Annotated in this window: 29 protein-coding genes and 1 pseudogene; 12 read left to right on the forward strand and 18 right to left on the reverse strand. The window is 73.6% G+C overall.

Features of this window, described 5'->3' with window-relative positions; genetic code table 11:
- Positions 1-173: 173 nt before the first annotated feature.
- Both ACI6PP_RS10900 and ACI6PP_RS10905 read right to left on the reverse strand, forming a co-directional pair.
- Positions 174-470, reverse strand: coding sequence for a hypothetical protein (locus tag ACI6PP_RS10900; RefSeq protein ID WP_421111561.1), 297 nt, complete (start codon positions 468-470; stop codon positions 174-176).
- Positions 460-930, reverse strand: coding sequence for an Asp23/Gls24 family envelope stress response protein (locus ACI6PP_RS10905; RefSeq protein WP_421111563.1), 471 nt, complete (start codon positions 928-930; stop codon positions 460-462). The genes ACI6PP_RS10900 and ACI6PP_RS10905 overlap by 11 nt, the downstream gene beginning before the upstream one ends.
- Before the next feature lie 218 nt (positions 931-1148).
- On the opposite strand from ACI6PP_RS10905, the gene ACI6PP_RS10910 reads away from it, so the two are divergent.
- A complete protein-coding gene (locus ACI6PP_RS10910; protein ID WP_421111565.1) occupies positions 1149-1517 on the forward strand; it encodes a hypothetical protein in 369 nt (122 codons plus the stop codon).
- A gap of 20 nt (positions 1518-1537) precedes the next feature.
- Here ACI6PP_RS10910 and ACI6PP_RS10915 read toward each other — a convergent pair whose 3' ends face one another.
- Entirely contained in the window at positions 1538-2425 is an 888-nt protein-coding gene (locus ACI6PP_RS10915) for a LysR family transcriptional regulator (RefSeq protein WP_421111567.1), read from the reverse strand.
- 83 nt (positions 2426-2508) lie between these two features.
- Here ACI6PP_RS10915 and ACI6PP_RS10920 point away from each other — a divergent pair, with 83 nt between their 5' ends.
- From ACI6PP_RS10920 to ACI6PP_RS10930, 3 genes are all read left to right on the forward strand, one after another.
- A complete protein-coding gene (locus tag ACI6PP_RS10920) occupies positions 2509-3465 on the forward strand; it encodes an EamA family transporter (RefSeq protein ID WP_421111569.1) in 957 nt (318 codons plus the stop codon).
- A 284-nt stretch (positions 3466-3749) separates the two neighbouring features.
- Entirely contained in the window at positions 3750-4205 is a 456-nt protein-coding gene (locus ACI6PP_RS10925; protein WP_421111571.1) for a MarR family winged helix-turn-helix transcriptional regulator, read from the forward strand.
- Positions 4202-4831, forward strand: a complete 630-nt coding sequence (locus ACI6PP_RS10930; RefSeq protein ID WP_421111573.1) for a hypothetical protein — start codon at positions 4202-4204, stop codon at positions 4829-4831. Before ACI6PP_RS10925 ends, ACI6PP_RS10930 begins: the two co-directional genes overlap by 4 nt.
- A gap of 6 nt (positions 4832-4837) precedes the next feature.
- On the opposite strand, the gene ACI6PP_RS10935 is transcribed toward ACI6PP_RS10930, so the two are convergent.
- Positions 4838-5536, reverse strand: coding sequence for an alpha/beta hydrolase (locus ACI6PP_RS10935; protein ID WP_421111575.1), 699 nt, complete (start codon positions 5534-5536; stop codon positions 4838-4840).
- A gap of 127 nt (positions 5537-5663) precedes the next feature.
- On the opposite strand from ACI6PP_RS10935, the gene ACI6PP_RS10940 reads away from it, so the two are divergent.
- Positions 5664-5825, forward strand: coding sequence for a hypothetical protein (locus tag ACI6PP_RS10940; RefSeq protein WP_421111577.1), 162 nt, complete (start codon positions 5664-5666; stop codon positions 5823-5825).
- A gap of 12 nt (positions 5826-5837) precedes the next feature.
- Here the strand turns inward: ACI6PP_RS10940 and ACI6PP_RS10945 are convergent, their stop codons facing one another.
- Positions 5838-6074 (reverse strand): hypothetical protein, encoded by a 237-nt coding sequence (locus ACI6PP_RS10945; protein ID WP_421111579.1) that lies wholly within the window; start codon positions 6072-6074, stop codon positions 5838-5840.
- A gap of 206 nt (positions 6075-6280) precedes the next feature.
- Between ACI6PP_RS10945 and ACI6PP_RS10950 the strand changes: the two genes are divergently transcribed.
- Positions 6281-7120, forward strand: coding sequence for an SDR family NAD(P)-dependent oxidoreductase (locus tag ACI6PP_RS10950; RefSeq protein WP_421111581.1), 840 nt, complete (start codon positions 6281-6283; stop codon positions 7118-7120).
- Here the strand turns inward: ACI6PP_RS10950 and ACI6PP_RS10955 are convergent.
- From ACI6PP_RS10955 to ACI6PP_RS10970, 4 genes are all read right to left on the reverse strand, one after another.
- Positions 7117-8508, reverse strand: coding sequence for a mycothione reductase (locus tag ACI6PP_RS10955; RefSeq protein WP_421111582.1), 1392 nt, complete (start codon positions 8506-8508; stop codon positions 7117-7119). The genes ACI6PP_RS10950 and ACI6PP_RS10955 overlap by 4 nt on opposite strands.
- 28 nt (positions 8509-8536) lie before the next feature.
- On the reverse strand, positions 8537-9226 hold the full coding sequence (locus ACI6PP_RS10960; RefSeq protein WP_421111584.1) for a maleylpyruvate isomerase family mycothiol-dependent enzyme: 690 nt from the start codon (positions 9224-9226) through the stop codon (positions 8537-8539).
- Between the two features lie 140 nt (positions 9227-9366).
- On the reverse strand, positions 9367-11403 hold the full coding sequence (gene glgX / locus ACI6PP_RS10965) for a glycogen debranching protein GlgX (RefSeq protein ID WP_421111586.1): 2037 nt from the start codon (positions 11401-11403) through the stop codon (positions 9367-9369).
- Between the two features lie 64 nt (positions 11404-11467).
- Positions 11468-11911 carry an SRPBCC family protein gene (locus ACI6PP_RS10970; protein WP_421111587.1) on the reverse strand — a complete coding sequence of 148 codons (444 nt, stop codon included), beginning with the start codon at positions 11909-11911 and terminating at the stop codon, positions 11468-11470.
- Between the two features lie 108 nt (positions 11912-12019).
- Between ACI6PP_RS10970 and ACI6PP_RS10975 the strand changes: the two genes are divergently transcribed.
- Together ACI6PP_RS10975 and ACI6PP_RS10980 are read left to right on the forward strand one after the other, a co-directional pair.
- Complete coding sequence (locus ACI6PP_RS10975; RefSeq protein ID WP_421111589.1) at positions 12020-12598, forward strand: hypothetical protein; 579 nt, start codon at positions 12020-12022, stop codon at positions 12596-12598.
- A 64-nt stretch (positions 12599-12662) separates the two neighbouring features.
- Positions 12663-13139, forward strand: coding sequence for a PGPGW domain-containing protein (locus ACI6PP_RS10980; RefSeq protein WP_421111591.1), 477 nt, complete (start codon positions 12663-12665; stop codon positions 13137-13139).
- A 10-nt stretch (positions 13140-13149) separates the two neighbouring features.
- Here ACI6PP_RS10980 and ACI6PP_RS10985 read toward each other — a convergent pair whose 3' ends face one another.
- Positions 13150-14016 (reverse strand): hypothetical protein, encoded by an 867-nt coding sequence (locus tag ACI6PP_RS10985; protein WP_421111593.1) that lies wholly within the window; start codon positions 14014-14016, stop codon positions 13150-13152.
- Between the two features lie 150 nt (positions 14017-14166).
- On the opposite strand from ACI6PP_RS10985, the gene ACI6PP_RS10990 reads away from it, so the two are divergent.
- Positions 14167-14844: a response regulator transcription factor gene (locus ACI6PP_RS10990; protein ID WP_421111594.1), complete on the forward strand. Its 678-nt coding sequence runs from the start codon at positions 14167-14169 to the stop codon at positions 14842-14844.
- Between the two features lie 16 nt (positions 14845-14860).
- On the opposite strand, the gene ykgO is transcribed toward ACI6PP_RS10990, so the two are convergent.
- From ykgO to rpmB, 6 genes are read right to left on the reverse strand one after another with little or no spacing between them, the layout of a single operon-like run.
- Positions 14861-14983 (reverse strand): type B 50S ribosomal protein L36, encoded by a 123-nt coding sequence (ykgO, locus tag ACI6PP_RS10995; protein WP_421111596.1) that lies wholly within the window; start codon positions 14981-14983, stop codon positions 14861-14863.
- 31 nt (positions 14984-15014) lie between these two features.
- Complete coding sequence (locus tag ACI6PP_RS11000) at positions 15015-16106, reverse strand: CobW family GTP-binding protein (protein ID WP_421111597.1); 1092 nt, start codon at positions 16104-16106, stop codon at positions 15015-15017.
- A gap of 22 nt (positions 16107-16128) precedes the next feature.
- Positions 16129-16302, reverse strand: a complete 174-nt coding sequence (rpmF, locus tag ACI6PP_RS11005; RefSeq protein WP_421111598.1) for a 50S ribosomal protein L32 — start codon at positions 16300-16302, stop codon at positions 16129-16131.
- A gap of 3 nt (positions 16303-16305) precedes the next feature.
- The gene (rpsN, locus tag ACI6PP_RS11010) at positions 16306-16608 is read right to left on the reverse strand and encodes a 30S ribosomal protein S14 (protein ID WP_421111600.1); all 303 of its coding nucleotides are present in this window, start codon (positions 16606-16608) and stop codon (positions 16306-16308) included.
- Entirely contained in the window at positions 16608-16775 is a 168-nt protein-coding gene (gene rpmG / locus ACI6PP_RS11015; RefSeq protein ID WP_421111603.1) for a 50S ribosomal protein L33, read from the reverse strand. Before rpmG ends, rpsN begins: the two co-directional genes overlap by 1 nt.
- The gene (gene rpmB, locus ACI6PP_RS11020) at positions 16775-17011 is read right to left on the reverse strand and encodes a 50S ribosomal protein L28 (protein WP_421111605.1); all 237 of its coding nucleotides are present in this window, start codon (positions 17009-17011) and stop codon (positions 16775-16777) included. The genes rpmG and rpmB overlap by 1 nt, the downstream gene beginning before the upstream one ends.
- An 85-nt stretch (positions 17012-17096) precedes the next feature.
- Between rpmB and ACI6PP_RS11025 the strand changes: the two are divergent.
- Positions 17097-17336: pseudogene (locus ACI6PP_RS11025) on the forward strand (type B 50S ribosomal protein L31); the annotation flags it as partial.
- Positions 17337-17475: 139 nt separating this feature from the next.
- On the opposite strand, the gene ACI6PP_RS11030 reads toward ACI6PP_RS11025, so the two are convergent.
- Entirely contained in the window at positions 17476-17715 is a 240-nt protein-coding gene (locus tag ACI6PP_RS11030) for a hypothetical protein (protein WP_421111606.1), read from the reverse strand.
- Between the two features lie 140 nt (positions 17716-17855).
- Here ACI6PP_RS11030 and ACI6PP_RS11035 point away from each other — a divergent pair, with 140 nt between their 5' ends.
- Complete coding sequence (locus ACI6PP_RS11035; RefSeq protein ID WP_421111608.1) at positions 17856-18482, forward strand: DUF4232 domain-containing protein; 627 nt, start codon at positions 17856-17858, stop codon at positions 18480-18482.
- Positions 18483-18492: 10 nt separating this feature from the next.
- On the opposite strand, the gene ACI6PP_RS11040 is transcribed toward ACI6PP_RS11035, so the two are convergent.
- The gene (locus ACI6PP_RS11040) at positions 18493-19344 is read right to left on the reverse strand and encodes a 3-hydroxybutyryl-CoA dehydrogenase (protein ID WP_476712933.1); all 852 of its coding nucleotides are present in this window, start codon (positions 19342-19344) and stop codon (positions 18493-18495) included.
- Between the two features lie 325 nt (positions 19345-19669).
- Between ACI6PP_RS11040 and ACI6PP_RS11045 the strand changes: the two genes are divergently transcribed.
- Positions 19670-20656 (forward strand): ABC transporter substrate-binding protein, encoded by a 987-nt coding sequence (locus ACI6PP_RS11045; RefSeq protein ID WP_421111612.1) that lies wholly within the window; start codon positions 19670-19672, stop codon positions 20654-20656.
- The last annotated feature ends 105 nt before the right edge of the window (positions 20657-20761 follow it).

Consider the following 20761-nt stretch of genomic DNA (forward strand, 5'->3'; position numbering starts at 1 on the left):
CCCCCGACGGCGATGGCGATGGCGAACAGCAGTCCGGCGATGAGGCCGACGGTCGAGGTGGTCATGGTGTCTCCTGAGCAAGGGGTGGGGTGCTGCGGTTGTGGTGCCGGTCGAGCGAGGCTCGAGGGTGTGCGGGGGCCGGGCCGCGAGGATCGGGCCCGGCCCCGTCGTGGCTACGCGGGAGGAGCGACGTCCTCCACGGTGACGTCCACCGCGCCGGTGACGTGGGCGGCGACGGCACGACGGACGGCGTCCGCCGTCGCGTCGACCGGTGCGTCCCACGTGAGGACGACGTGGACGTCGGCTCCGTCGTCGGTGAGTCGGACGCCGGCGACGCGTCGTCCCGGCAGGTAGGTCGCGACCTCGCCGAACGAGCCGGCGTGGAGGTCGGCGACACCGGGGACCGAGCGCACCGCGTCGGCGACGACGTCGACGGGCTCGGTGCTCTCGGCCGTCAGATCACTGGACACGGCTCTTGGCCGCGTCGTCCTCGGAGTCGTCGTCGGAGCCGTCGTCGAGGTTGACGTCGTTGACGGTGATGTTGACCTCGGTGACCTCGAGTCCGGTCATGCGCTCGACCGCGGCGATCACGTTGCGGCGGACGCCGGCGGACAGGTCCGCGATCGAGACGCCGTACTCGGCGACCAGGTCGACGTCGACGGCGGCCTGGCGCTCGCCGACCTCGACCGAGACACCCTGGCTGTGGTTGACCGACGAGCCGGGGAAGCGGTCGCGGATCGCGCCGACGGCGCGGGCGGCGCCACCGCCGAGCGCGTACACGCCGGAGACCTCGCGGGTGGCGATGCCGGCGATCTTCGACACGACGGTGTCGGCGATCGTGGTGCGGCCCTGCTCGGTCACCAGGGGGCCGCCGGACGTGGTCGCGACCTCCGAGCCGGAGCCGGTGGTCTTGTCGGTGCTGTCGCTCATAGGTGTGGCCTTCCGATCGATGCTGACGTGCTCGTAATGGTTGGTCGTGGCCCGGCACCGATCCGTCACGCGGTCACGGTGTGATCTGCGTCACGACGCCGGTCCGGGCTGTCTCCAGGCTCCGCGAGGCGACATGTAGTTGCACTTTCAACCGCCTTTTGGTCCAGGTTCGTCACCCATGTCGACCCGACCCGTCCACGGGCTGAGACGATGCGCGGGTGCGAGCGACGTCGAGGGCAGCAGGGCGACGGCTCGTCGTGCACACGCGCGACGGCATCCCCGTGCACGAGGAGTCCGGCGCACGGGTCACGGTCGCGCGGCGGGACGTCGTCGCCGCCGTCCGGGCCGCGCTCGAGGTCTCGCCGTCCAGGCCGGGGTCGGTGGCGGTGCACGTCGACGACGCGCAGCGGCTCGTGTCGGTGGCCGTCGAGATCGTGTGCGCCTGGGACGCGGACCTGCGTCTCGCCGCCGCGCGGGCGGCGGACGACGTCCGGGCCGCGGTCGTCGACGTCGTCGGTCTCGACCCCGCCTTCGACGCCGAGCGCGGCGTGCGCGTGCACGTCGCCGACGTCGCCCCGCCCGCCTGACCCCTCGGAGCAGGGCCCGGTCAGTCGGTGCGGGCGATCAGGTCGAGCACGAGGGCCAGCGGAGCCCAGGCGTCCGACCCCGCCCGCACCGCGGCCGAGCACGACAGCGTCACGCCCGGGTCGCGCAGCGGCACCATGCGCAGCCCGGCGACCGGCGGACGGTCCATCGGCAGCAGCCCCACGCCGAGCCCGGCGGCGACGAACTCCTGGAGCAGGTCGAGGCTGTCGGCCCGGTGCGTCACGATCGGCTCGAACCCGGCGCCGCCGGCGATCGTCCGCACCACCTGCTCGTCGGCGACGTCGCGCGAGTCCACCACCCAGGGGTGGTCGCGCAGGTGGCCGACGACGGCCCGGGAGTCGCCGTCGTCGGGCAGGTCCAGGTCGGCGGGGACGCCCAGGCCCCATGCGGCGGACCACAGCGGCGTCAGCTCGACGCCGGGCGGCGTGCTCGTGGGGGTGAGGTCGTAGCGGTACACCAGGGCGAGGTCGACCTCGTCGTCGGCGAGCATCCGCAGCGACTGCGGTGGCTCGTGCTCGCGGATCTGCAGGGTCACCGCGGGGTGCTGCTCGGCGAGGACCGCGACCGCGGGCAGCAACGAGCGACGGATCGCCGTGGCGAACCCCGCGACGCGCACGGTGCCGGCGGGCTCGGCGTCCGGGTCGAGGTCGCGCAGCGCGGCGTCGGTGGCGGCGAGGATCGACCCGGCGCGCTCGGCCAGGCGACGTCCGGCCGGCGTGAGGCGGACCCGGCGCCCGTCCGGCTCGACGAGGTCGGTGCCGACGTCGCGGGCCAGGGCGGCCACCTGCAGCGAGACCGTCGAGGTGGTCAGGCCGAGGGACTCGCCGACCGCCGCCATCGTCCCGAGGCGAGAGAGCTCGCGCAGGATGCGCAACCGACGGACGTCCACCGCCCCATCGTCCAGGAAGTGCGGACGGTACGTCCAGGAATCTCGCGTGGACGCCGACGGTGGGTCCGGTCTTGACTGGACCCATGACCTCGTCCGCCACCGTCCCCGCGCGCCGGCCCGCCCGCGACGGCGCCCTGCTCGCCCTGGCGTCGATGACCTGCGTCCAGCTCGGCCTGGCGGCGTCGGTGGGCGTCAGCGAGCTCGTGGGTGCGGGTGGTGCGGCCTGGCTCCGGCTCTCGTGGGCCGGCGTGCTGATGCTCGTCCTGGTGCGGCCGCGGCCGTCGCAGTTCACCACCCGCGCGTTCTGGACCTGCGTGGCGCTCGGGGTGGTGACCGCGGCCGTGACGATCCTGTTCATGTCCGCGGTGGCGCGCCTGCCGCTCGGGACGGCGAGCGCGCTCGAGTTCCTCGGCCCGCTCGCCGTGGCCGTGCTGCGCGGCAGGGGCGCCACGATCGTGTGGCCGGCGCTGGCGGCGGTCGGCGTCCTGCTGCTCACCGAGCCGTGGCACGGCGAGACCGATCTCGTCGGGGTCGCGTTCGCGCTCGGCGCGGCCTGCTGCTGGGCGGCCTACATCCTGCTGACGCAGCGCGTCGGGGACGAGGTGGACGGCGTGCAGGCGCTGGGCGTGTCGATGCCGGTGGCGGGGGTCGTCGCGACGCTGGTCGTCGGGCCGTCGTCCCTCGGCGACGTCACCTGGCCGCTCGTGCTGGCGGGGCTCGGGATCGCGGTGCTGCTGCCGGTGGTGCCGTTCACGCTCGAGCTGCTCGCCCTGCGCCGGCTCACCACCGCCGCCTTCGGCACCCTGATGAGCCTCGAGCCCGCGATCGCCCTCGTGGTGGGCCTCGTCGTCCTCGGCCAGGTGCCCGGCCCGCTCCCGGTGGTCGGCATCGCGTTCGTCGTCGCCGCCGGCATCGGCGCCGAGCGCACCGGCTCCCGCCCCACCCCCACCCCGACGCCCGGCACACCGACCACCGCCCCGGGACCCCCGAGTGCCCCCACCGAGACGCCGAGTGGCGCAAATCCGGGGTCGACACGCTGACACCAGCCCGAGTTTGCGCCACTCGGCCACGCGTTTGCGCCACTCGGCGGGAGTGGCGTGGGACGGCGGGCGTGAGGCGCCCGTGGGCCGGGTCGCCCCCCCCTGCCGGCTCGGGTCGGTCGGACGCTCGCCTCACGCGGCCGCGCCGGAGCCGTCGAGTGGCGCAAAACCCGCACCGAGTGGCGCAAGTTCGGGCCCGGCGCCGCGTGTCGACCCCGGATTTGCGCCACTCGGCGGGTCGCGGGATATTGAGAGGCAGATACATGGTGAGGTAGGCTCATGACATGAGGACACGCGCCACGGACGCCCTCGACCGGCTGCTCGAGCTGACGGTGCTGCTGGGGCAGGACATGGCGGCCGGGCTGGCGCGGGACGGGCTGACGGAGTCGCGGGCGCACCTGCTGTGGGTGCTGGGCGAGACGGGGCCGTCGCCGCAGCGGCCGCTCGCGCAGGCGCTCGGGGTCACGCCGCGCACCGTCACCGGCCTGGTCGACGGACTGGTCGAGACCGGGTTCGTCACCCGCGAGCCGCACCCCACCGACCGGCGCGCCGCCCTCGTCACGCCCACCGCGAAGGGGGTCGCGGCGGTCGCGTCCCTCACGGCGGGCCGGGCCGAGCTCGCCCGTCAGCTGTTCGGCGACGTGCCGCCGGCCGAGGCCGAGCGGTTCGTCGCGACCATGGACGGCGTCCTCGACCGGCTCCGTGCCGCGATCGCCGCCGACGCGGAGGCCCGGTCGTGACAGCGGTGGAGCGTCGGACCTGGTGGCAGCGGGTCCGGTGGGCGCTCGCCTACGAGGTGGGCATGTACCGCAGCCTCGCGCGGTGGGTCGCCCGCCGGCCGAGCCTCGGCGGCCCCGACGCGCGCCCGCACGGCTACGCCCGCCTGGTCGGCCCGATGCTCTGGCTGTGGATCTTCGGCTCGGCCGTCGAGGTCGTGGTGCTGCACGTGCTGATCCCGTGGCCGGTGGTGCAGCTGGTCGCGCTGGTGCTCGGCGTCTGGGGGCTGGTCTGGATGCTCGGTCTGCTCGCGTCGTACCGGGTCTTCCCGCACCTGCTCGAGCGCGACCGGCTGCGGGTGCGCAGCGGCGCCCTCGTGGACGTCGCGGTGCCGTGGGCGGCCGTCGAGTCGGTCGGCACCGGCGACGAGGACCTCGAGTCCTCCATCCGCAGCCTGCAGCCGATCGAGACCGAGCGCGGCACCCACCTCCGGGTGGGCGTCAGCGGCCGGGTCAACGTGCACCTCACGCTCGTCGAGCCGACGCAGGTGCGCACCCCGCGCGGCCCGATGACGATCGTCCGGCTCAGCCTGTGGGCGGACGACCCGCGCGACCTCGCCCGCGACGTGCGCGCCGCCGCCTCGGCCTGACCGGGCTCAGACGACGACCGTCGGCTCGCCGTCGAGCACCCGGCGGACCACCGGTCCGGGGCGGTCGCCGAGCAGCGTCGCCGCCACGAACTCCGCGGCGAGCCCGTCGAACGTGCCGGCCCGGCCGAGCATCGCGTGCTTGCCGCCGCGGACGCCGACGAAGCCGACGTCGGCGCGGGGCCGGAGTCGTGTCGCGACCCGGGCGGCGGTCGCGGGGGAGGCGATGCGGTCGCCGTCGCCGTGCACGAACAGCACCCGGCGGCCCGAGAGGTCGACGTCGGCGTCGGAGTCGTACAGCCACGGAGCCATCGCGACGACGGTGCGCACCGGTTCGCGTGCGCCCGCGAGCAGCGCCGCTCGTCCGCCGAGCGAGTGGCCGACCAGCGCGACCGGCAGGTCCCCGTGCTCGCGGCGGACCTCCTCGAGCGCCCAGTCGACGTCGTCGACGGGCGTGCGGTGGGAGTCCCAGCCACGGGCGGAGTTCAGCAGGCGGACGACGGCGAGCCGGCCGCGTCCGGCACGGGCCAGGCGGAGCGCCACCGGGACCATCCGCAGGACCGACGGCTGGGTCGCGCTCACCACGGTGCGGTCGGGTCGCGACGCGCCGCCGTGCAGGACGAGCGCCACCGCCTCGGGCGAGCGGGGCGAGCGGGTGCTGACGAGGCGTGCGGCGGGAGGACCGTCGGTCCGTTCGCGGGCGGGCATGGGACGAGTGTTCCGTCGCGGGGCGTCGTCCGCTGATCGGCCCCCGATCACGACCGGACGTCAGGACAAAGTATTCTTGTCACGTCGACCCGCACTCGGGCCGGACCCACTCTTGGAAGGTTGTCCCGTGAGCTCCCTGCTGATCGTCGTCCTGGGCATCGTGGCCCTCGTCGTCCTGGCCGCGCCCGCGGCCCTGCTCAGCCGCAGCCGTCGTCCCGCCACCTGGTCGGCCCACGACCGCATCGGTGTCGCGCCCGACGCGTTCGACGCCGACCCGCAGCACGCCTGACGCCCTGAGGGCTCAGGCCTCGTCGAACGCCTGACGTAGGCGCTCGCGGGCGTGCTGCTCGACACGCGCCTCGCGGTCGGCCGCCGGCTCGGTGGCCACCTCGCGCGCGGACGCCCGGACGGCGCCGCAGATCTCGGCGGTGGTGAAGCTGTCGCTGAACTCGACGACGAGCCGCTGCAGCACGCCGTCGAGCGCGCCGAGGGTGCGCTCGAGGTCCGGCAGGACGTCGTCGTTCGGGTCGGCAGTCATGCGGCGCGCTTCTCCCACGGGCAGGGCCGCTCGAGCCGCGGGGACGCGACGAGCGAGGTGCTGACGGCTGCTGTTCGAACCGGGCAGAACTGTAGCCGGACGTCGACGCGTCCAGCCCGCGGACCCTACGCGCCTCGTCGTGCCGACGGTGGGGGAGTGCCTACGGTGGAACGGGTCCGACCTTCCCCCTGCAGATGGGCCCCCGCATGACCTCCGAGCCCCGCGTCCTGCTCGTCACCGGCGCCACCAGCGGCATCGGCCGCGCCACCGCCGAGCTCGGCGCACGCGCCGGCGACCACCTCGTCCTGGTGGCCCGACGCGACGAGGTCCTCGACGAGGTCGCCCTCGTCTGCGACGGGCTCGGCGCCGCCAGCACCCTGACGTGCGTCGCCGACGTGGCCGAGGACGTCGAGGTGGAGAAGGCGGTGGCCAAGGCCGTCGCCGTCCACGGGCGCGTCGACGCCGTCGTGCACGCCGCCGGCGTCGCGGCCTACGGGCGCGCCGAGGAGGTGCCGGCCGAGGTGTTCGAGGCGGTCGTGCGCACCAACCTGATCGGCTCGGTCAACGTCGTGCGCCACGTCCTGCCGCTGATGCGCGAGCGCGACAACGGCACCCTCGTGCTCGTCGGCTCGGTGATCGGCCACATCGCGGTCCCGTCGATGACGCCGTACGCGGTGAGCAAGTGGGGCGTGCGCTCGCTCGCCCGTCAGCTGCAGATCGAGAACCGCGACAGGCGCGGCGTCCGCATCGGCTATGTCGTGCCCGGCGGCGTCGACACCGACATCTACGACAAGGCCGCCAACTACTCGGGCAGCCCGGGACGCGCGCCGCTGCCGGTCTCGGTCGGCGTCGTCGCGCGCGCCTGCATGCGCCAGCTCGACCGCCCGCGCCGCTCGACCCAGGTCGGCGTCGCCAACACCGCGCTGCGCCTGGCCTTCACGCTCGCGCCGGGGCTCTTCGACGCCCTCGTCGGCCCGCTCTTCCGCGCCGGCGCCACCGACCAGCGCACCGACGTCGAGGCGAACACGGGCAACGTGCTCCGCTAGACGCCGAGGTCGGCCTCGAGCGCGAGCAGCGCCGACTCGACCGTCTCGGTGAGGGCGGGGTGGATCCAGTACTGGCCGCGGGCAAGGCCGGCCACGGGCTGGTCGAAGCTCATGGCCTGGATCAGCGGCTGGATCAGCACGGACGCCTGCGGCCCGACCAGGTGCGCGCCGACGAGCAGGCCGGTGGCGCGGTCGCCGACCAGCTTGACGAAGCAGCCGGAGTCGTCGAGGCGCATGGCCCAGCCGTGCGCGGTGTCGCCGTACTCCTGGACGCCGACGGCGACGTCGAGCCCGGCCTCGCGCGCCTGCTGCTCGGTGAGCCCCACGGCGGCGACCTGCGGGTGCGCGAACACGGCGTTGGGCACGAAGCGGTGGTCGGAGACCTGCAGGTCGTCGGGGTTCAGCAGGTTGTGCTGGACGATGCGCGCGTCCTGGTTGGCGACGTGCTTGAGCGGCTCGGGGCTGGACAGGTCGCCGAGCGCGAACACCCCCTCGGCGGACGTGCGCTGGTGCACGTCGACGACGACGCGGCCGGCGTCGTCGAGGTCGATGCCGCCCTTCTCGACGTCGAGCAGGTCGGCGTTGGTGGAGCGGCCCGCGGCCACCAGGACCATGTCGACCTCGGCGGTGGTGCCGTCGGACAGGTGGAGCGTGGCGGGGCCGTCGGCGTCGCCGGTGACCTCGTCGAGGCTGGCGTCGAGGCGGACGTCCCAGCGCGCGGAGACCGTGTCGGTGAACAGCTGCGAGACCTGCTCGTCGTGGCTGTTCAGCAGCCGCGGCGCGGAGTCGATCTGCACGACCTGCGAGCCGAGCGAGGCGAAGACGTTGGCGAGCTCGCTGCCCACGTAGCCGCCGCCGAGCACGCCGATGCGGGCCGGGAGGGCGTCGATGCGCATGATCGTGTCGCTGGTGTGGTGCACGACGTCGTGCAGACCGGGCACGTCGGGGACGACGGGACGTCCGCCGGCGGCCAGCACGACCTGGTCGGCGGTGAGGGCGACGGTCTCGCCGGACTCGAGCTCGACGGCCAGCTCGCGCGGGCCGGTGAAGCGGGCGGTGCCGGTGAGGACGTCGACGTTCTCCAGGCCCTCGCGGTACTCCTTGCCGCCCTTCGCGATGCCGTCGACGCGGCCGATGATCCGGTCGCGCATCGCACGCCAGTCGGCGCCGTCCATCGAGGTGTCGAGGTCCAGCTCGTGGCCGTGGGCGGCGGACTCGGCCACCTCGGCGGGGTAGGCGTACATCTTCGACGGGATGCAGCCGCGGTTGACGCAGGTGCCGCCGAACGGGCCGCGCTCGACCATCGCCACCTTCAGGTGGTCGAAGCGCTCGTCGAGGATCGAGTTGCCCGATCCTGCCCCGACGATGACGAGGTCGTAGTGGGTCACGGGTTCCTCCGGGAGGTGGTGCGTCGGGTCATTCGGCGAGGTCGGACTCAGGCAGCGGCCCGAGGTGGGTGAACGCGTCGAGGTACGGGTCGAGGTCACCGGCCGTCACCCACGAGCGCAGCTGGGCCTCGCTGCGGCGGCTGGTGAGCGCGCGGGTGAGGTCGAACGTCGACGCGCGCAGGACGACGCCCGGGTCGCCGTCGTGGGACTGCCAGGACCAGTCGTCGGACTCCAGGCGGACGGGCGCCGCTGCGTCGTCGACCTCGGCGGCCAGGCGCCCGGCCATCCTGCCGCGGATGGAGGTGAGGCCGTCGGTGTCGCGGGCGCCGGGCTCGTCCAGGGCACCGCGCAGGTCCTGCTCGTGGATGAGCAGGTCACCCAGCGGACGGGGGTCCTGGGTGCGGACGTACGCCTCGAGCGCGTCGGCGTCCGACGCCCACTCCTCGAGCAGCTCGGCGACGGACCGGTCGGCGCGGGCGTCGACCTGCTCCTGCGTCCACACGCTGTTGTGGTCGTCGGCCTCGTCGCCGGCGAGGACGTCGTGGTCGAGGCCGATGACGTGCGACAGCAGCTCGCGGGCCGTCCAGTCGGGGCACGCGGGCACGGTCAGCTCCATCGCCTCGTCGCCCGCGTCCTCCACCAGCTCCACGACGCGCTCGTAGGCGGCGCGCCACTCGCGGGCGGCGGCCGGGTCGCCGTTCGGGGTGTCGTCGGGCATGCGTGCTCCTCACGTGAGGGGGGGGCTGGTGGACCGCTCGTCAGTCTGCCCGAGCAGACCTGTCCCCACGATTCGACGCCTCTCGGTCGCCCGCGTCGGCGTGTCGAGGACCGAAACGCGTCACATCGTGAGGTGGGCGGTCAGCCGGGGCGGCGGAGCAGGGTGAAGGAGCGGTCGCGGACGAGGAGGGTCTCGCCGGTGCCGTCGACCTGCTGGCCGGGGTCGCTGCTCAGCGCCAGCTGCCACGAGCCGGGCTCGTCACCGGGCAGGGTGAACTCGACGACGGTGTCGGCCGCGTTGAGCAGCAGGGCGAACGAGTCCGCCCCCGGGTGCCCGAGGACGAAGGTGATGGCGCGGGCCAGCGGCTCGTCCCAGTCGCCGTCCTCGAAGTCGTGCGCGTCGCTGCGCAGCACGAGGACCGTGTCGTCCGCGTCGTCGCCGGGTGCCTGGCGGAACCACGGCGGACGCAGCGCGGGGTTCTCGCGGCGCAGCGTCAGCAGCTCGGTGGTGAAGGCGAGCAGGTCGGCGTCGACGCTCGACCAGTCGAACCACGAGACCTCGTTGTCCTGGCAGTAAGCGTTGTTGTTGCCGCCCTGCGTGCGGCCGAGCTCGTCGCCGCCCAGCAGCATCGGCACGCCGGCCGAGAGCAGCAGCGTGGCCAGGAAGTTGCGGCGCTGACGGCCGCGCAGCTCGTTGACCTCGGCGTCGTCCGTCGGACCCTCGGCGCCGTGGTTGGCCGACTTGTTGTCGCTCTCGCCGTCCTGGCTGTCCTCGCCGTTCTCCTCGTTGTGCTTGTCGTCGTACGCGGTGAGGTCGGCGAGGGTGAAGCCGTCGTGCGCGGTGACGAAGTTGACGCTCGACAGCGGCGCGCGGCGGGAGTCCTCGTACACGTCGGGGCTGCCGAGCACGCGCTGCGACAGCGTGCCGAGGGTGCCGTCCGTGCCGTGCCAGTAGTCGCGGACGTCGTCGCGGAACTTGCCGTTCCACTCCGCCCACGACGCCGGGAAGCCGCCCACCTGGTAGCCGGCGGTGTCCCACGGCTCGGCGATCATCTTGACCGGCGCGAGCACCGGGTCCTGCTCGATCAGGGTGAGGAACGCGCTGTGGATCTCGGCGTCGCCGTCCTGGCGGGTCAGCGTGGTGGCGAGGTCGAAGCGGAACCCGTCCACGTGCATCTCGGTGACCCAGTACCGCAGCGAGTCCATGATCAGGCCGAGCGCGGCGGGGTGGCCGACGTTGATGGAGTTGCCGGTGCCCGTGGTGTCGAAGTAGCTCGAGCGGTCCTCGTCGACCAGGCGGTAGTACGACGCGTTGTCGATGCCCTTGAGGCTCAGCGTCGGGCCCATGTGGTTGCCCTCGGCGGTGTGGTTGTAGACGACGTCGAGGATGACCTCGAGGCCCGCCGCGTGCAGCGCCTTGACCATGGCCTTGAACTCGGCCACTTGCTCGCCGCCGTCGCCGGCCGAGGAGTACTCGCCGTGCGGGGCGAAGAAGCCGATCGAGTTGTAGCCCCAGTAGTTGCGCAGACCGCTCTCGACGAGGTGGCTGTCCTGGACGAACTGGTGCACGGGCATCAGCTCGACGGCGGTCACGCCGAGGTCGGTGAGGTGCTTGATCGCAGCCGGGTCGGCGAGCCCGGCGTACGTGCCGCGCACGGCCTCGGGGACGTCCGGGTGCTGCTCGGTGAAGCCCTTGACGTGCACCTCGTACACGACCGTCTCCGACAGCGGGACGCTCGGCGGTGCGTCGTCGCCCCAGTCGAACGAGTCGTCGGTGACCACGCAGCGCGGCACTGAGTCGGCGTCGTCGGTCTGCTCGATCGTGTCGGGCTCGTCGAACTCGTGCCCGAAGACCTGCTGGCCCCAGTCGTACCCGCCCTCGACGGCACGCGCGTGCGGGTCGAGCAGCAGCTTGGACGCGTTGTGGCGCAGGCCGTTGGCGGGGTCCCACGGGCCGTGGACGCGCAGGCCGTAGCGGGCGCCGGGACGCACGCCCGGGACGATCCCGTGGAAGACGTGACCGGTGCGCTCGGCCAGGCGCGTGCGGTGCTCGCCGTCGTCGTCGAACAGGCAGAACTCAACCGCCTCGGCGGTCTCGGAGTAGACGGCGACGTCCACCCCGTCGGGGACGACGGTGACGCCGAGGGGGTACGGGACGGAGCGCGAGGGTCGAGGCACGCCCTCCACTATGGGTGCCGGGGGAGGGGGGTGCCGAACGAGCGTCGCAGGTCACACGGGGTGGTCAGACCCGTCCGGACCAGCACTCCCCGGTGCCCGAGAGGAACTCCTGCAGCCCTCCGTGGACGATCCCGACGTGCTCGGCGATCCACGGCTCGAGCGCACCCCGCAGCAGCGGCGAGTGGACGTCGAGCTCGTAGGAGAGCCGGGTGCCGCTCCCCGTGGCCTCGAGCCCGATGGTCTCGAAGACCGTGGCGATGCCGGCCTCGGTGCGCAGCTTGAGCAGGGTGGGCTCGACGGACTCGACCACGCTCAGGGTGGCGCCCACCGTCTGGTCGCCGATCGCCAGCGTGCAGCTCAGCTCGGACGCCGGGTGCAGCATCCCCTGCTCGTCGCCGAGGCACCGGTCGAACCCGCTCCAGGTGGCGATGTTGTCGACGTCGACGAGCGCGGGCCACACCCACCGCAGGTGCACGGGCGAGTCCACGACGCAGCGTTGGGCGAGCATCGGCCCAGGCTAGGACCGCACGCGGGACGTCGCAGGTCGCGCGTTCGGCGGACGTGCCGTGCCTGCGCGCCCTAGGTTGGCGGCGTCCTGTCCGACCGGGAGGCCACCGTGCGTCGAGCCCTGCTGTCCGCCGTCGTGTCCGTGCTCGCGGTCGCGCTCACCGCGGGCCCGTCGTCCGCGCAGACCAAGGTCCGCGACGACCCGCGCGGCGACGCGCTCCGGACCGACGACGTCACGTCGGTGCGCGTCCGCGACGGGCGGACGTCGTACGTGCTGTCGGTGCGGTTCGCGCGGGTCGTCCGCCGGCACACCGCCGTGACCGTCGACCTCGGACGCGAGGGCGACGTGTCGGACCTGCGGATCGAGAGCATCCCGGTGAGCGGAGGTCGGTACGTGACCCGGCTGGTCGACACGGGCGACGGCGCCGGCTCCGCCGGTCCGGCTCGCCTCGACTGCCCAGGTCTGCGAGGCACCTGGGACCGCGGCCGGAACGGGCGCGCGAGGATCGTCGTGCCGCAGAGGTGTCTCGGTGGCGAGCCGGGACGCCGGGTGGGTGCGGGCGTTCGCGGGGCCGACAAGCAGGTCGGAGTCCTCCCACCGCGAGGCGAGCCCAGCCACCGGGACGTCGACGTCAGCGACCCGAGGGCCTTCGACGACGTCAGCGGGATCACCACCCGGCGGGCCTGAGCGACTGCGGACATCTCGGACGATCGGGAGGTGGGTCCACCCCGGACCTGAGACCCTGGGGGGCATGAGCCCCCTGCCCGGATCACGAGCCGCCCGTCGCGTCGCCCTCGAGGTGCTCGGCTGGGGGCTGGTGGTCGTGGGCGTCGCCGCGCTCGTCCTCCCGGGGCCCGGCCTGCTCGCGCTCTTCGCCGGCCTCGCGGTGCTCTCGCAGCAGTACGAGTGGGCCGAGCGGCGCCTCGAGCCGGTCAAGCGCGCGGCCTTCAAGGCCGCCGCAGACGGCGTGCAGACGTGGCCGCGGATCATCGCCTCGACGCTCGGTGCCCTGTCGCTCGCGGTGATCGGCGTGGTGTGGGGGCTGCGTCCCGACGCGCCCGGCTGGTGGCCGCTGCGCGAGTCGTGGTGGCTGATCGGCGGCTGGGGCACCGGTGCCACGCTCATCGGCTCGAGCATCATCGCGCTCGCGATGATCGTCTACAGCTACCGGCGGTTCCGTGGCGCCGATGCCGACGGCACCGACGCCACGGTCGCCTCCACCAGCTGACCGACGGTCGTCAGCTGGCCGACGGCGTCGCGCCGGGCTTCGGGGCGTCGGCGCCGGGCTTGGGTGCGTCCGCTCCGGGCTTCGGGGCGTCGGCGCCGGGCTTGGGTGCGTCGGCGCCGGGCTTGGGTGCGTCGGCGCCGGGCTTGGGTGCGTCGGCACCGGGCTCGGGTGCGTCGCCCTTCTCCGCCGCGGGGCCGCCCGCCGGTCCGCACTCGCCGTCGGGGCCCGCCGGCTTCTCGGCGCCCGGCTTCGGGGCGTCGCTCGGCGGGGTCGGGGGCTTGGGGGCGTCGCCCTTCGCGGCGTCGCCCTGCTTCGCGTCGGGCTTGGGTGCGTCGCTGCTCGGGGTGGGCGGCTTGGGGGCGTCGCCCTTCGTGGCGTCGCCCTGCTTCGCGTCGGGCTTGGGTGCGTCGCTGGGCGGGGTCGGGGGCTTGGGTGCGTCGCCCTTCGCCTCGCCCTTCTCGGCGCCGGGCTTCGGGGCGTCGGCCGGCGGCTTCGGCGCGTCCTTCTTGTCGCCCTTCGCCGGCGGCGCGGGGCACGTGGCGGCGTCGTCGGACGAGCTGCCGGAGTCCTGGGTGGCGCCGTCGCTCGGCGCGGGGGTGGAGCCGCCGTCGCCGCCCGACCGAACCGAGGCCGAGGTGGTCTGCACGGTGTCGGAGCCGCCGCCGCCGGCGATGGCGGGCACGGCGAACGCGACGACCGCTCCGGCCACGGCGAGCGCCGCGAGCCCACCGGCGATCCGACCACGGCCGGGCCTGCGGGCCTGGCCCACGGCGGGCATCTCGGTGGTGGTGCTGGTCGAGTCCTGGTCGGCGCGCTGGGCGTCCCGGCGGCTGGCCATGGCGCGCAGCTGGTCGAGGGGGTTCTTGTCCGAGGTCACGGGGTGTCTCCATCTGGGTCAGGGCCTCGACGAGGAGTCGGGGCCGGCGATGACCCCACCGTGACGAGCGGGCCTGAAGACGACCTCAAGGAAGGCCCCGGGCAGCGGGTTCTTCAGGCGACCTTCAGCCCCGGTCGACACACTCGTGCCATGGCACCCCGCGCACGCGTCCTCGTGGTCGAGGACGACGACACCATCCGCACGAGCATCGCCGGCGCCCTCGCCGACGCGGGCCACGCGGTCGAGGCCGTGGCCGACGGGTCCGACCTCGAGGCCCGGCTGGCCTCGTTCCGCCCGTCGGCGGTGGTGCTCGACTGGATGCTCCCCGGGCGCGACGGGCCCCGCCTCGCGCAGGTCGTGCGGGCGACGTCGGCGGCGGGCATCGTCATGGTGACGGCCCGCGACGAGGTGCCCGACCGGCTCGCCGGCTTCGAGGCCGGCGTCGACGACTACGTCACCAAGCCGTTCGCGATGGCCGAGCTGATCGCACGGGTGACGGCGGTGCTGCGCCGGTCGGGCGCGATCGGGTCGGTGGTGCAGGTCGCCGACCTCACCATCGACGAGGACGCCGGGCTGGTGATGCGCGCCGGGCACCGGGTCGAGCTCACCGCGACGGAGTTCCGCCTGCTCGCCTACCTCGCGGCCAACCGCGACCGCGTCCTGTCCGGCACGCAGCTGCTCACCCAGGTCTGGGGCTACGACGACTACGCGGAGAACCTCGTGCAGGTCCACGTCAGCGCCCTGCGTCGCAAGCTCGAGGCGCACGGCGACCGGTTGGTGCACACCGTGCGGGGCCTGGGCTACCGCCTGAGCGCACCCCACCCCTGACGCTTGGGACGGAGGGTCAGCCCTGGCGAGCCTTGAACCTCGGGTTCTGCTTGTTGATCACGTAGGTGCGGCCGCGGCGGCGCACCACCTGGGCGCCGGGCAGCTTCTTCAGCGAGCGCAGCGAGTTGCGGACCTTCATCGGGTTCCTCCTCCGGTGGGTGGGTGGGTGGTCAGGCGGCCTGGTCGTCGACGGCGCCGAGCCAGGGCTCGAGGCCGTCGGGGCGGCCCTGCCAGCGGCCGAGCCCGGCGGCGAGCTCGGCGTCGGTCATCAAGGTGGCCTCGAACGCGGCCTCCAGCTCGGCGACGTCGTCGTCGACGCCGCACACGGCGATGCGGGTGTGCGGGGCGCGGTCGCCCCACGACGAGCACGGTCCGACGCACAGCTGGCCGCCCGCGCCGTCCCAGAGCGCCGCGGTCGTGCGGCCGGGGACCCAGAAGCAGCCGCGCGAGCGACGGGGTCCGCCGCCGAGCAGCTCGATGTTCTGCACGAGCCGCTCGGGGTGGAACGGGCGCCACGACTCCAGCGTCCGCGTCCAGACGACGTCGCCGCCGCGCAGCGGGCCGGCGTGCGCGCCGAGGGGGTCGATCCAGGCGTCGGCGCGGCGCACCGAGCGGACGCCCGCGACGAGCACCGTGCCGTCCAGGTCGGACGGACGGTCGACGACGCCGCAGTCGGGGCGACGCAGCGCCTCGAGCAGCTCGCGTCCGGTGCCGTCGGGCTCGGTGGTGAGCACGACGACGTCGGCGTACTCGAGCTGCCCGGCGAGCGTCTCGCCCACGCCGCGGTCGTCCTCCGGCGACGTGCCGAGGCCGCGGTCGACGAGGTGGTCGTCGCCGAGCACGTCGTCCACCAGGTGCTCGCCGTCGACGGCCACCACCACGGACCCGACGCGGGCCGACTCGCGCAGCGGCCGTCCGTCGACGACGGACGTCTCCATGGCCCGGGTGACGAGCACCGGGTCGGCGGTGGTGGGCAGGTGGGCGACGAGCACGTCCCAGCGCCCCGAGTGGGCCAGGCGCAACAGCGTCGGCAGGACGTCCTCGCGCAGCGCGCAGGCGGTGCAGCCGTGGTCGAGGTGCACGACGTGGGTCTCGAGGACGCCGTCGGCCGAGCTGACGACGCGGGTGAGCGTGCCGCTGGCCGGGTCGAGGTCGTGCCGGACGACGGCCGTGCGCGGCACGTCCCACTGGGCGGCGAGGGTGGTGATCTCCATGGCGGCGGCGTCGATGCCGGCGACGAGCACGACGGGGACGGGGGTCATCGGTGGGGGCTCCTGGTGGTGGTCAGGGACGGGTGGGGTCGACGAGCCCGAGCCGCACGGCCCGGTGCAGGCGGCGCGGCACCAGGTGGGTGGTGCCGTCGACCGTGACGGGCGCGAGGTCGGGCGCCGCGGCCTTCCACTGCGAGCGGCGGTGACGGGTGTTGCTGCGCGAGGTCCTGCGCTTGGGGACGGCCACGGCTTACCAGCTCGACTTCGTGATGCCGGGCAGCTCGCCCCGGTGGGCGAGCGTGCGGAAGCGCACGCGGGACACGCCGGCCTTGCGCAGGTAGCCGCGCGGGCGCCCGTCCACCTGGTCGCGGTTGCGCAGGCGCACCGGCGAGGAGTCGCGCGGCAGCGCCGCCAGCGCCTGGACGGCCGCGTCGCGCTCGACGGGGTCGGTCGCCGTGCGGATCGTCTCCTTGAGCCTCGCGCGGCGCTCGGCGTGGCGGGCGACGGTGCGCTCGCGCCGGGCCTGGGCGGCGATCTTGGACGTCTTGGCCATCAGCGCTCCTCCTTGAACTCGACGTGCCGTCGCAGCACGGGGTCGTACTTGCGCAGCAGGAGGCGGTCGGGGTCGTTGCGGCGGTTCTTGCGCGTCACGTACGTGGTGCCGGTGCCCGCGGTCGACCGCAGCCTGACCTTCGGACGGACGTCGGTGCTGCGTGCCATCAGAGCCTCACCCCGCGCGCCCGCAGGTCGGCGAGCACGGCGTCGATGCCACGCCGGTCGACGATCTTGATGCCGCGTGCGCTCAGGCGCAGCGTGACGTTCCGGCCGAGGCTCGGCGCCCAGTACCGCTTGCTCTGGATGTTGACGTCCCACCGCCGCCGCGTGCGGCGGTGCGAGTGGGAGACGTTGTTGCCGAACGAGGGACGCGCCCCCGTCACCTGGCAGACCTGCGCCACGGACTTCCTCCTCCTCCGACGAGCGAGTACAGTCGCTCATGACAATCATTGTCGATAAGCGTATCCGACCACGAGGAGCCCTCGAATGCAAGACGCCATCCACCCCGCCTACCGGCCCGTGGTGTTCCGTGACCGCTCGGGCGGCCTGTCGTTCCTGACCCGATCGACGCGCACCTCGACCGAGACGGTCGAGTGGGAGGACGGTCGCAGCTACCCGGTCGTCGACGTGGACGTCTCGGTCGCCAGCCACCCGTGGTGGACCGGGCGCGGGCGCGTGCTCGACACCGAGGGGCGCGTCGAGGCGTTCGAGCGCCGGTACGGCCGCGGACGGAGCCAGGCGCACCGCAGCCCCGCCCCGGACGCCCGGGACGGGGCTGGTGGTGACGCGGTCGGTCCTGACGGACCTCGATCCTGACGAGCCAGGGTCCTGACGGACACCGCACCCGACGGGCGGGCGGTCGAGATCAGGCGCTGTGCGTGCCGCCGTGCTGCTCGCCGGCCTCGGGGGCGTCCTCGACGACCTCCTCGACGACGTCGTCGGTGCCGGCCTCGACCGGCGACGGCTGCGCGTCCAGGGCGTCGGTCTGGGTCTGCCAGACCTGCTTGAAGATCGGGCCGTCGGCGTCCTGGGGCTCGGGCAGGGGCAGTCCAGCGTCCGCGGTGCTCTCGTCGACCGTGAGGTCGGTGCTCGTCGTCGTCGCCATGATGGTCCCTCGTGCTCCCTCGGACGACCACGGTCGGTCATCCATGTGAGGTAACTGTGACGCGTGGGGCGGCGTTTCGCCACTTCTTGCCGTCGTGGCGGTCGGGTGGAGAGCCGGGGACCGCGAGATACGGTTGCAACATGCAACTGAAACACGGATGTCTCATCGGCCTCGGGGCCGCCGTGCTGGTGCTGTCGGGGTGCGGCGCGGGCTCCGCCGGCGACGCGGCCCCGGCGGCCCCGAGCGCGCACGTCGAGACCCGTTCCGACGCTGCCACGGCGCCCGCGACGTCGGCGTCGCCGTCGGCCGGACCGACGCGGTCTCCCGCCACCGACGGCGCCTCGTCGGGCGTGCCCCTGTGCGGCACGCCCGACCTCGCGGTCAGCCTGCGGACGCCCGCGGGCGGCGGCACCGCCGGCTCCACCTACCGCGAGCTCGTGCTGCGCAACGACAGCGGCCACCGCTGCAGCCTGGACGGCTGGTCGGGCGTCTCGTTCGTGGCGGGTGACGCCGGACGGCAGGTGGGCAGGGCTGCCTCGCGGGTCGACGCGGGCCGTCGGTCCCGCGTGGTCCTCGCCGCCGGGGGTGTCGCGACCGAGCGGCTGCGGCAGGTCGACCCCGGTGCGCAGGGGTGCCGCACCACCGAGGTCGACGGGCTGCGCGTCTACCCGCCGCACAACCGGGAGTCGGCCTTCGTCCGGGTGCCGGTGACGGCGTGCGCGTCGGCGTCGGTCGACCAGCTGCAGGTGTCCCCGGTCGCCGGCTGACCGGGGTGGCTCAGGAGTAGTCGTAGAAGCCGCGGCCGGTCTTCTTGCCGACCAGGCCGGCGTCGACCATCCGGTCGAGCAGCGGGGGCGGGGAGTACAGCGGCTCCTTGAACTCGCCGTACATCGACAGCCCGATCGCGCGCACCGTGTCCAGGCCGATCAGGTCGCTCAGGGCGAGGGGGCCCATCGGGTGGCCGCAGCCGAGGACCATGCCCTGGTCGATGTCCTCGGCCGAGGCGTAGCCGGCCTCGTACATCCGGATCGCCGACAGCAGGTAGGGCACGAGCAGGCTGTTGACCACGAACCCGGCGCGGTCGGTGGCCTCGATCGGCTCCTTGCCCAGGCTCTCGCTGACGAACGTCCGCATCCGCTCCTGGGTGTCCTTGGACGTGGTCAGCGACGGCACCAGCTCGACGAGCTGCATCACCGGGGCGGGGTTGAAGAAGTGCACGCCCATCACCTGGCCGGGGCGTCCCGACACCGCGCCGAGCTTGACGATCGGGATCGAGGAGGTGTTGGACGCGAGCACCGCGTCGTCCTGGGTGAGGATCGCGCCGATCCGGGTGAACAGGTCGAGCTTGGTCCGCTCGTCCTCCGAGGCCGCCTCGACGACGAGGTCGCGGTCGGCGAGGTCGTCCAGGCTGGTGCTGAAGCCGAGCCTGCCAGCGGCCGCCGCGTGCTCGTCGTCGGTGATCTTCCCGCGCCCGAGCGCGCGGTCCAGCGACGCCTCGACCCGCTTCTGCGCACGGTCGGCAGCGTCCTGGTCGATCTCGACCACCACGGTGTCCAGGCCGGACCGGGCCGTGACCTCGGCGATGCCCGAGCCCATCAGCCCTCCGCCCACGACGCCCACACGTGCGATCTTGCTCATCTGTCTCCTCCAGGGTCCTGCGGTCGACCCCCAGCATGCCCCGGTGACGGCCCGCCGGGCCGACGGGGGCGCGGGCCGTCGAGGTCGTCCAGATGGGGGATGTGTCCTACCTCACTGTTGTGAGCGTTCACATTATCTCGCCGCTCGCGGCGGACGGATCGCCGACGAGTTGGCCGACAACGGTTGACACCGCAGAATGTTAACGCTCACACTCTGACCACAGGTGACACCAGTCACAGCGGATCGCGGGGTCGTCCCCGCGGACGCAGCGGTGCCGGCCAGGGCCACAGCACCCGGTTCAGATGGAGGAAGACCAGTGTTGAAGAAGATCATCACCGTCGCGGCGAGCGCCGTCGTCGTCACCGCCCTGTCCGCCTGCGGCGGCGGGAGCAGCAGCAACGCCGGCGGGGCCTCGGGCGGTGACGGGGGCGGCGCCATCACGATGGGCTTCGCCCAGGTCGGCGCCGAGAGCGGCTGGCGCACGGCCAACACCACGTCCGTGCAGGAGTCGGCGAAGGCCGCCGGGATCGAGCTGAAGTTCTCCGACGCGCAGCAGAAGCAGGAGAACCAGATCAAGGCGATCCGCTCCTACATCCAGCAGAAGGTGGACGTGATCGCCTTCAGCCCCGTGGTCGAGACCGGCTGGGACACCGTCCTGCTCGAGGCCAAGCGCGCGCAGATCCCGGTGATCCTCACCGACCGCGCCGTCGACTCCGAGGACGACTCGCTCTACGAGACCTTCATCGGCTCGGACTTCGTCAAGGAGGGCGAGAAGGCCGGCGAGTGGCTCGTCAAGGAGGCCGGCAGCGAGCCGACCAACGTCGTCGAGATCCAGGGCACCACCGGCGCGGCCCCCGCGATCGACCGCAAGAAGGGCTTCGAGGACGCCACCAAGAGCGCCTCGAACATCAAGGTCGTCGCCTCGCAGACCGGTGACTTCACCCGCTCGGGCGGCAAGCAGGTCATGGAGGCCTTCTTGAAGTCCAACCCCGACATCGACGTGGTCTACGCCCACAACGACGACATGGGTCTCGGCGCGATCGAGGCCATCGAGGCCGCCGGCAAGGTGCCCGGCAAGGACATCAAGATCATCACCGTCGACGCCGTCAAGGACGGCATGACGGCGCTGTCCGAGGGCAAGATCAACTTCATCGTCGAGTGCAACCCGCTGCTCGGCGACCAGCTGATGGACGCCGCCGAGAAGGTCGTCGCCGGTGACGAGGTCCCCAAGCGGATCGAGACCGAGGAGACCACGTTCGACCAGGAGCAGGCCAAGGCCGCCCTGCCGGACCGTCAGTACTGATCCCGACCAGGCACCGCTGACGCACCACGAACAGCGGCCCCCGCCACCCGCCGGGTGTGGTGGCGGGGGTCGCTCTCCACACCCGCACCCGACGCACCAGCAGAG

Origin of the sequence: Solicola agrisoli, assembly GCF_049059935.1 — a bacterium.
Classification (GTDB): domain Bacteria; phylum Actinomycetota; class Actinomycetes; order Propionibacteriales; family Nocardioidaceae; genus JAURVT01.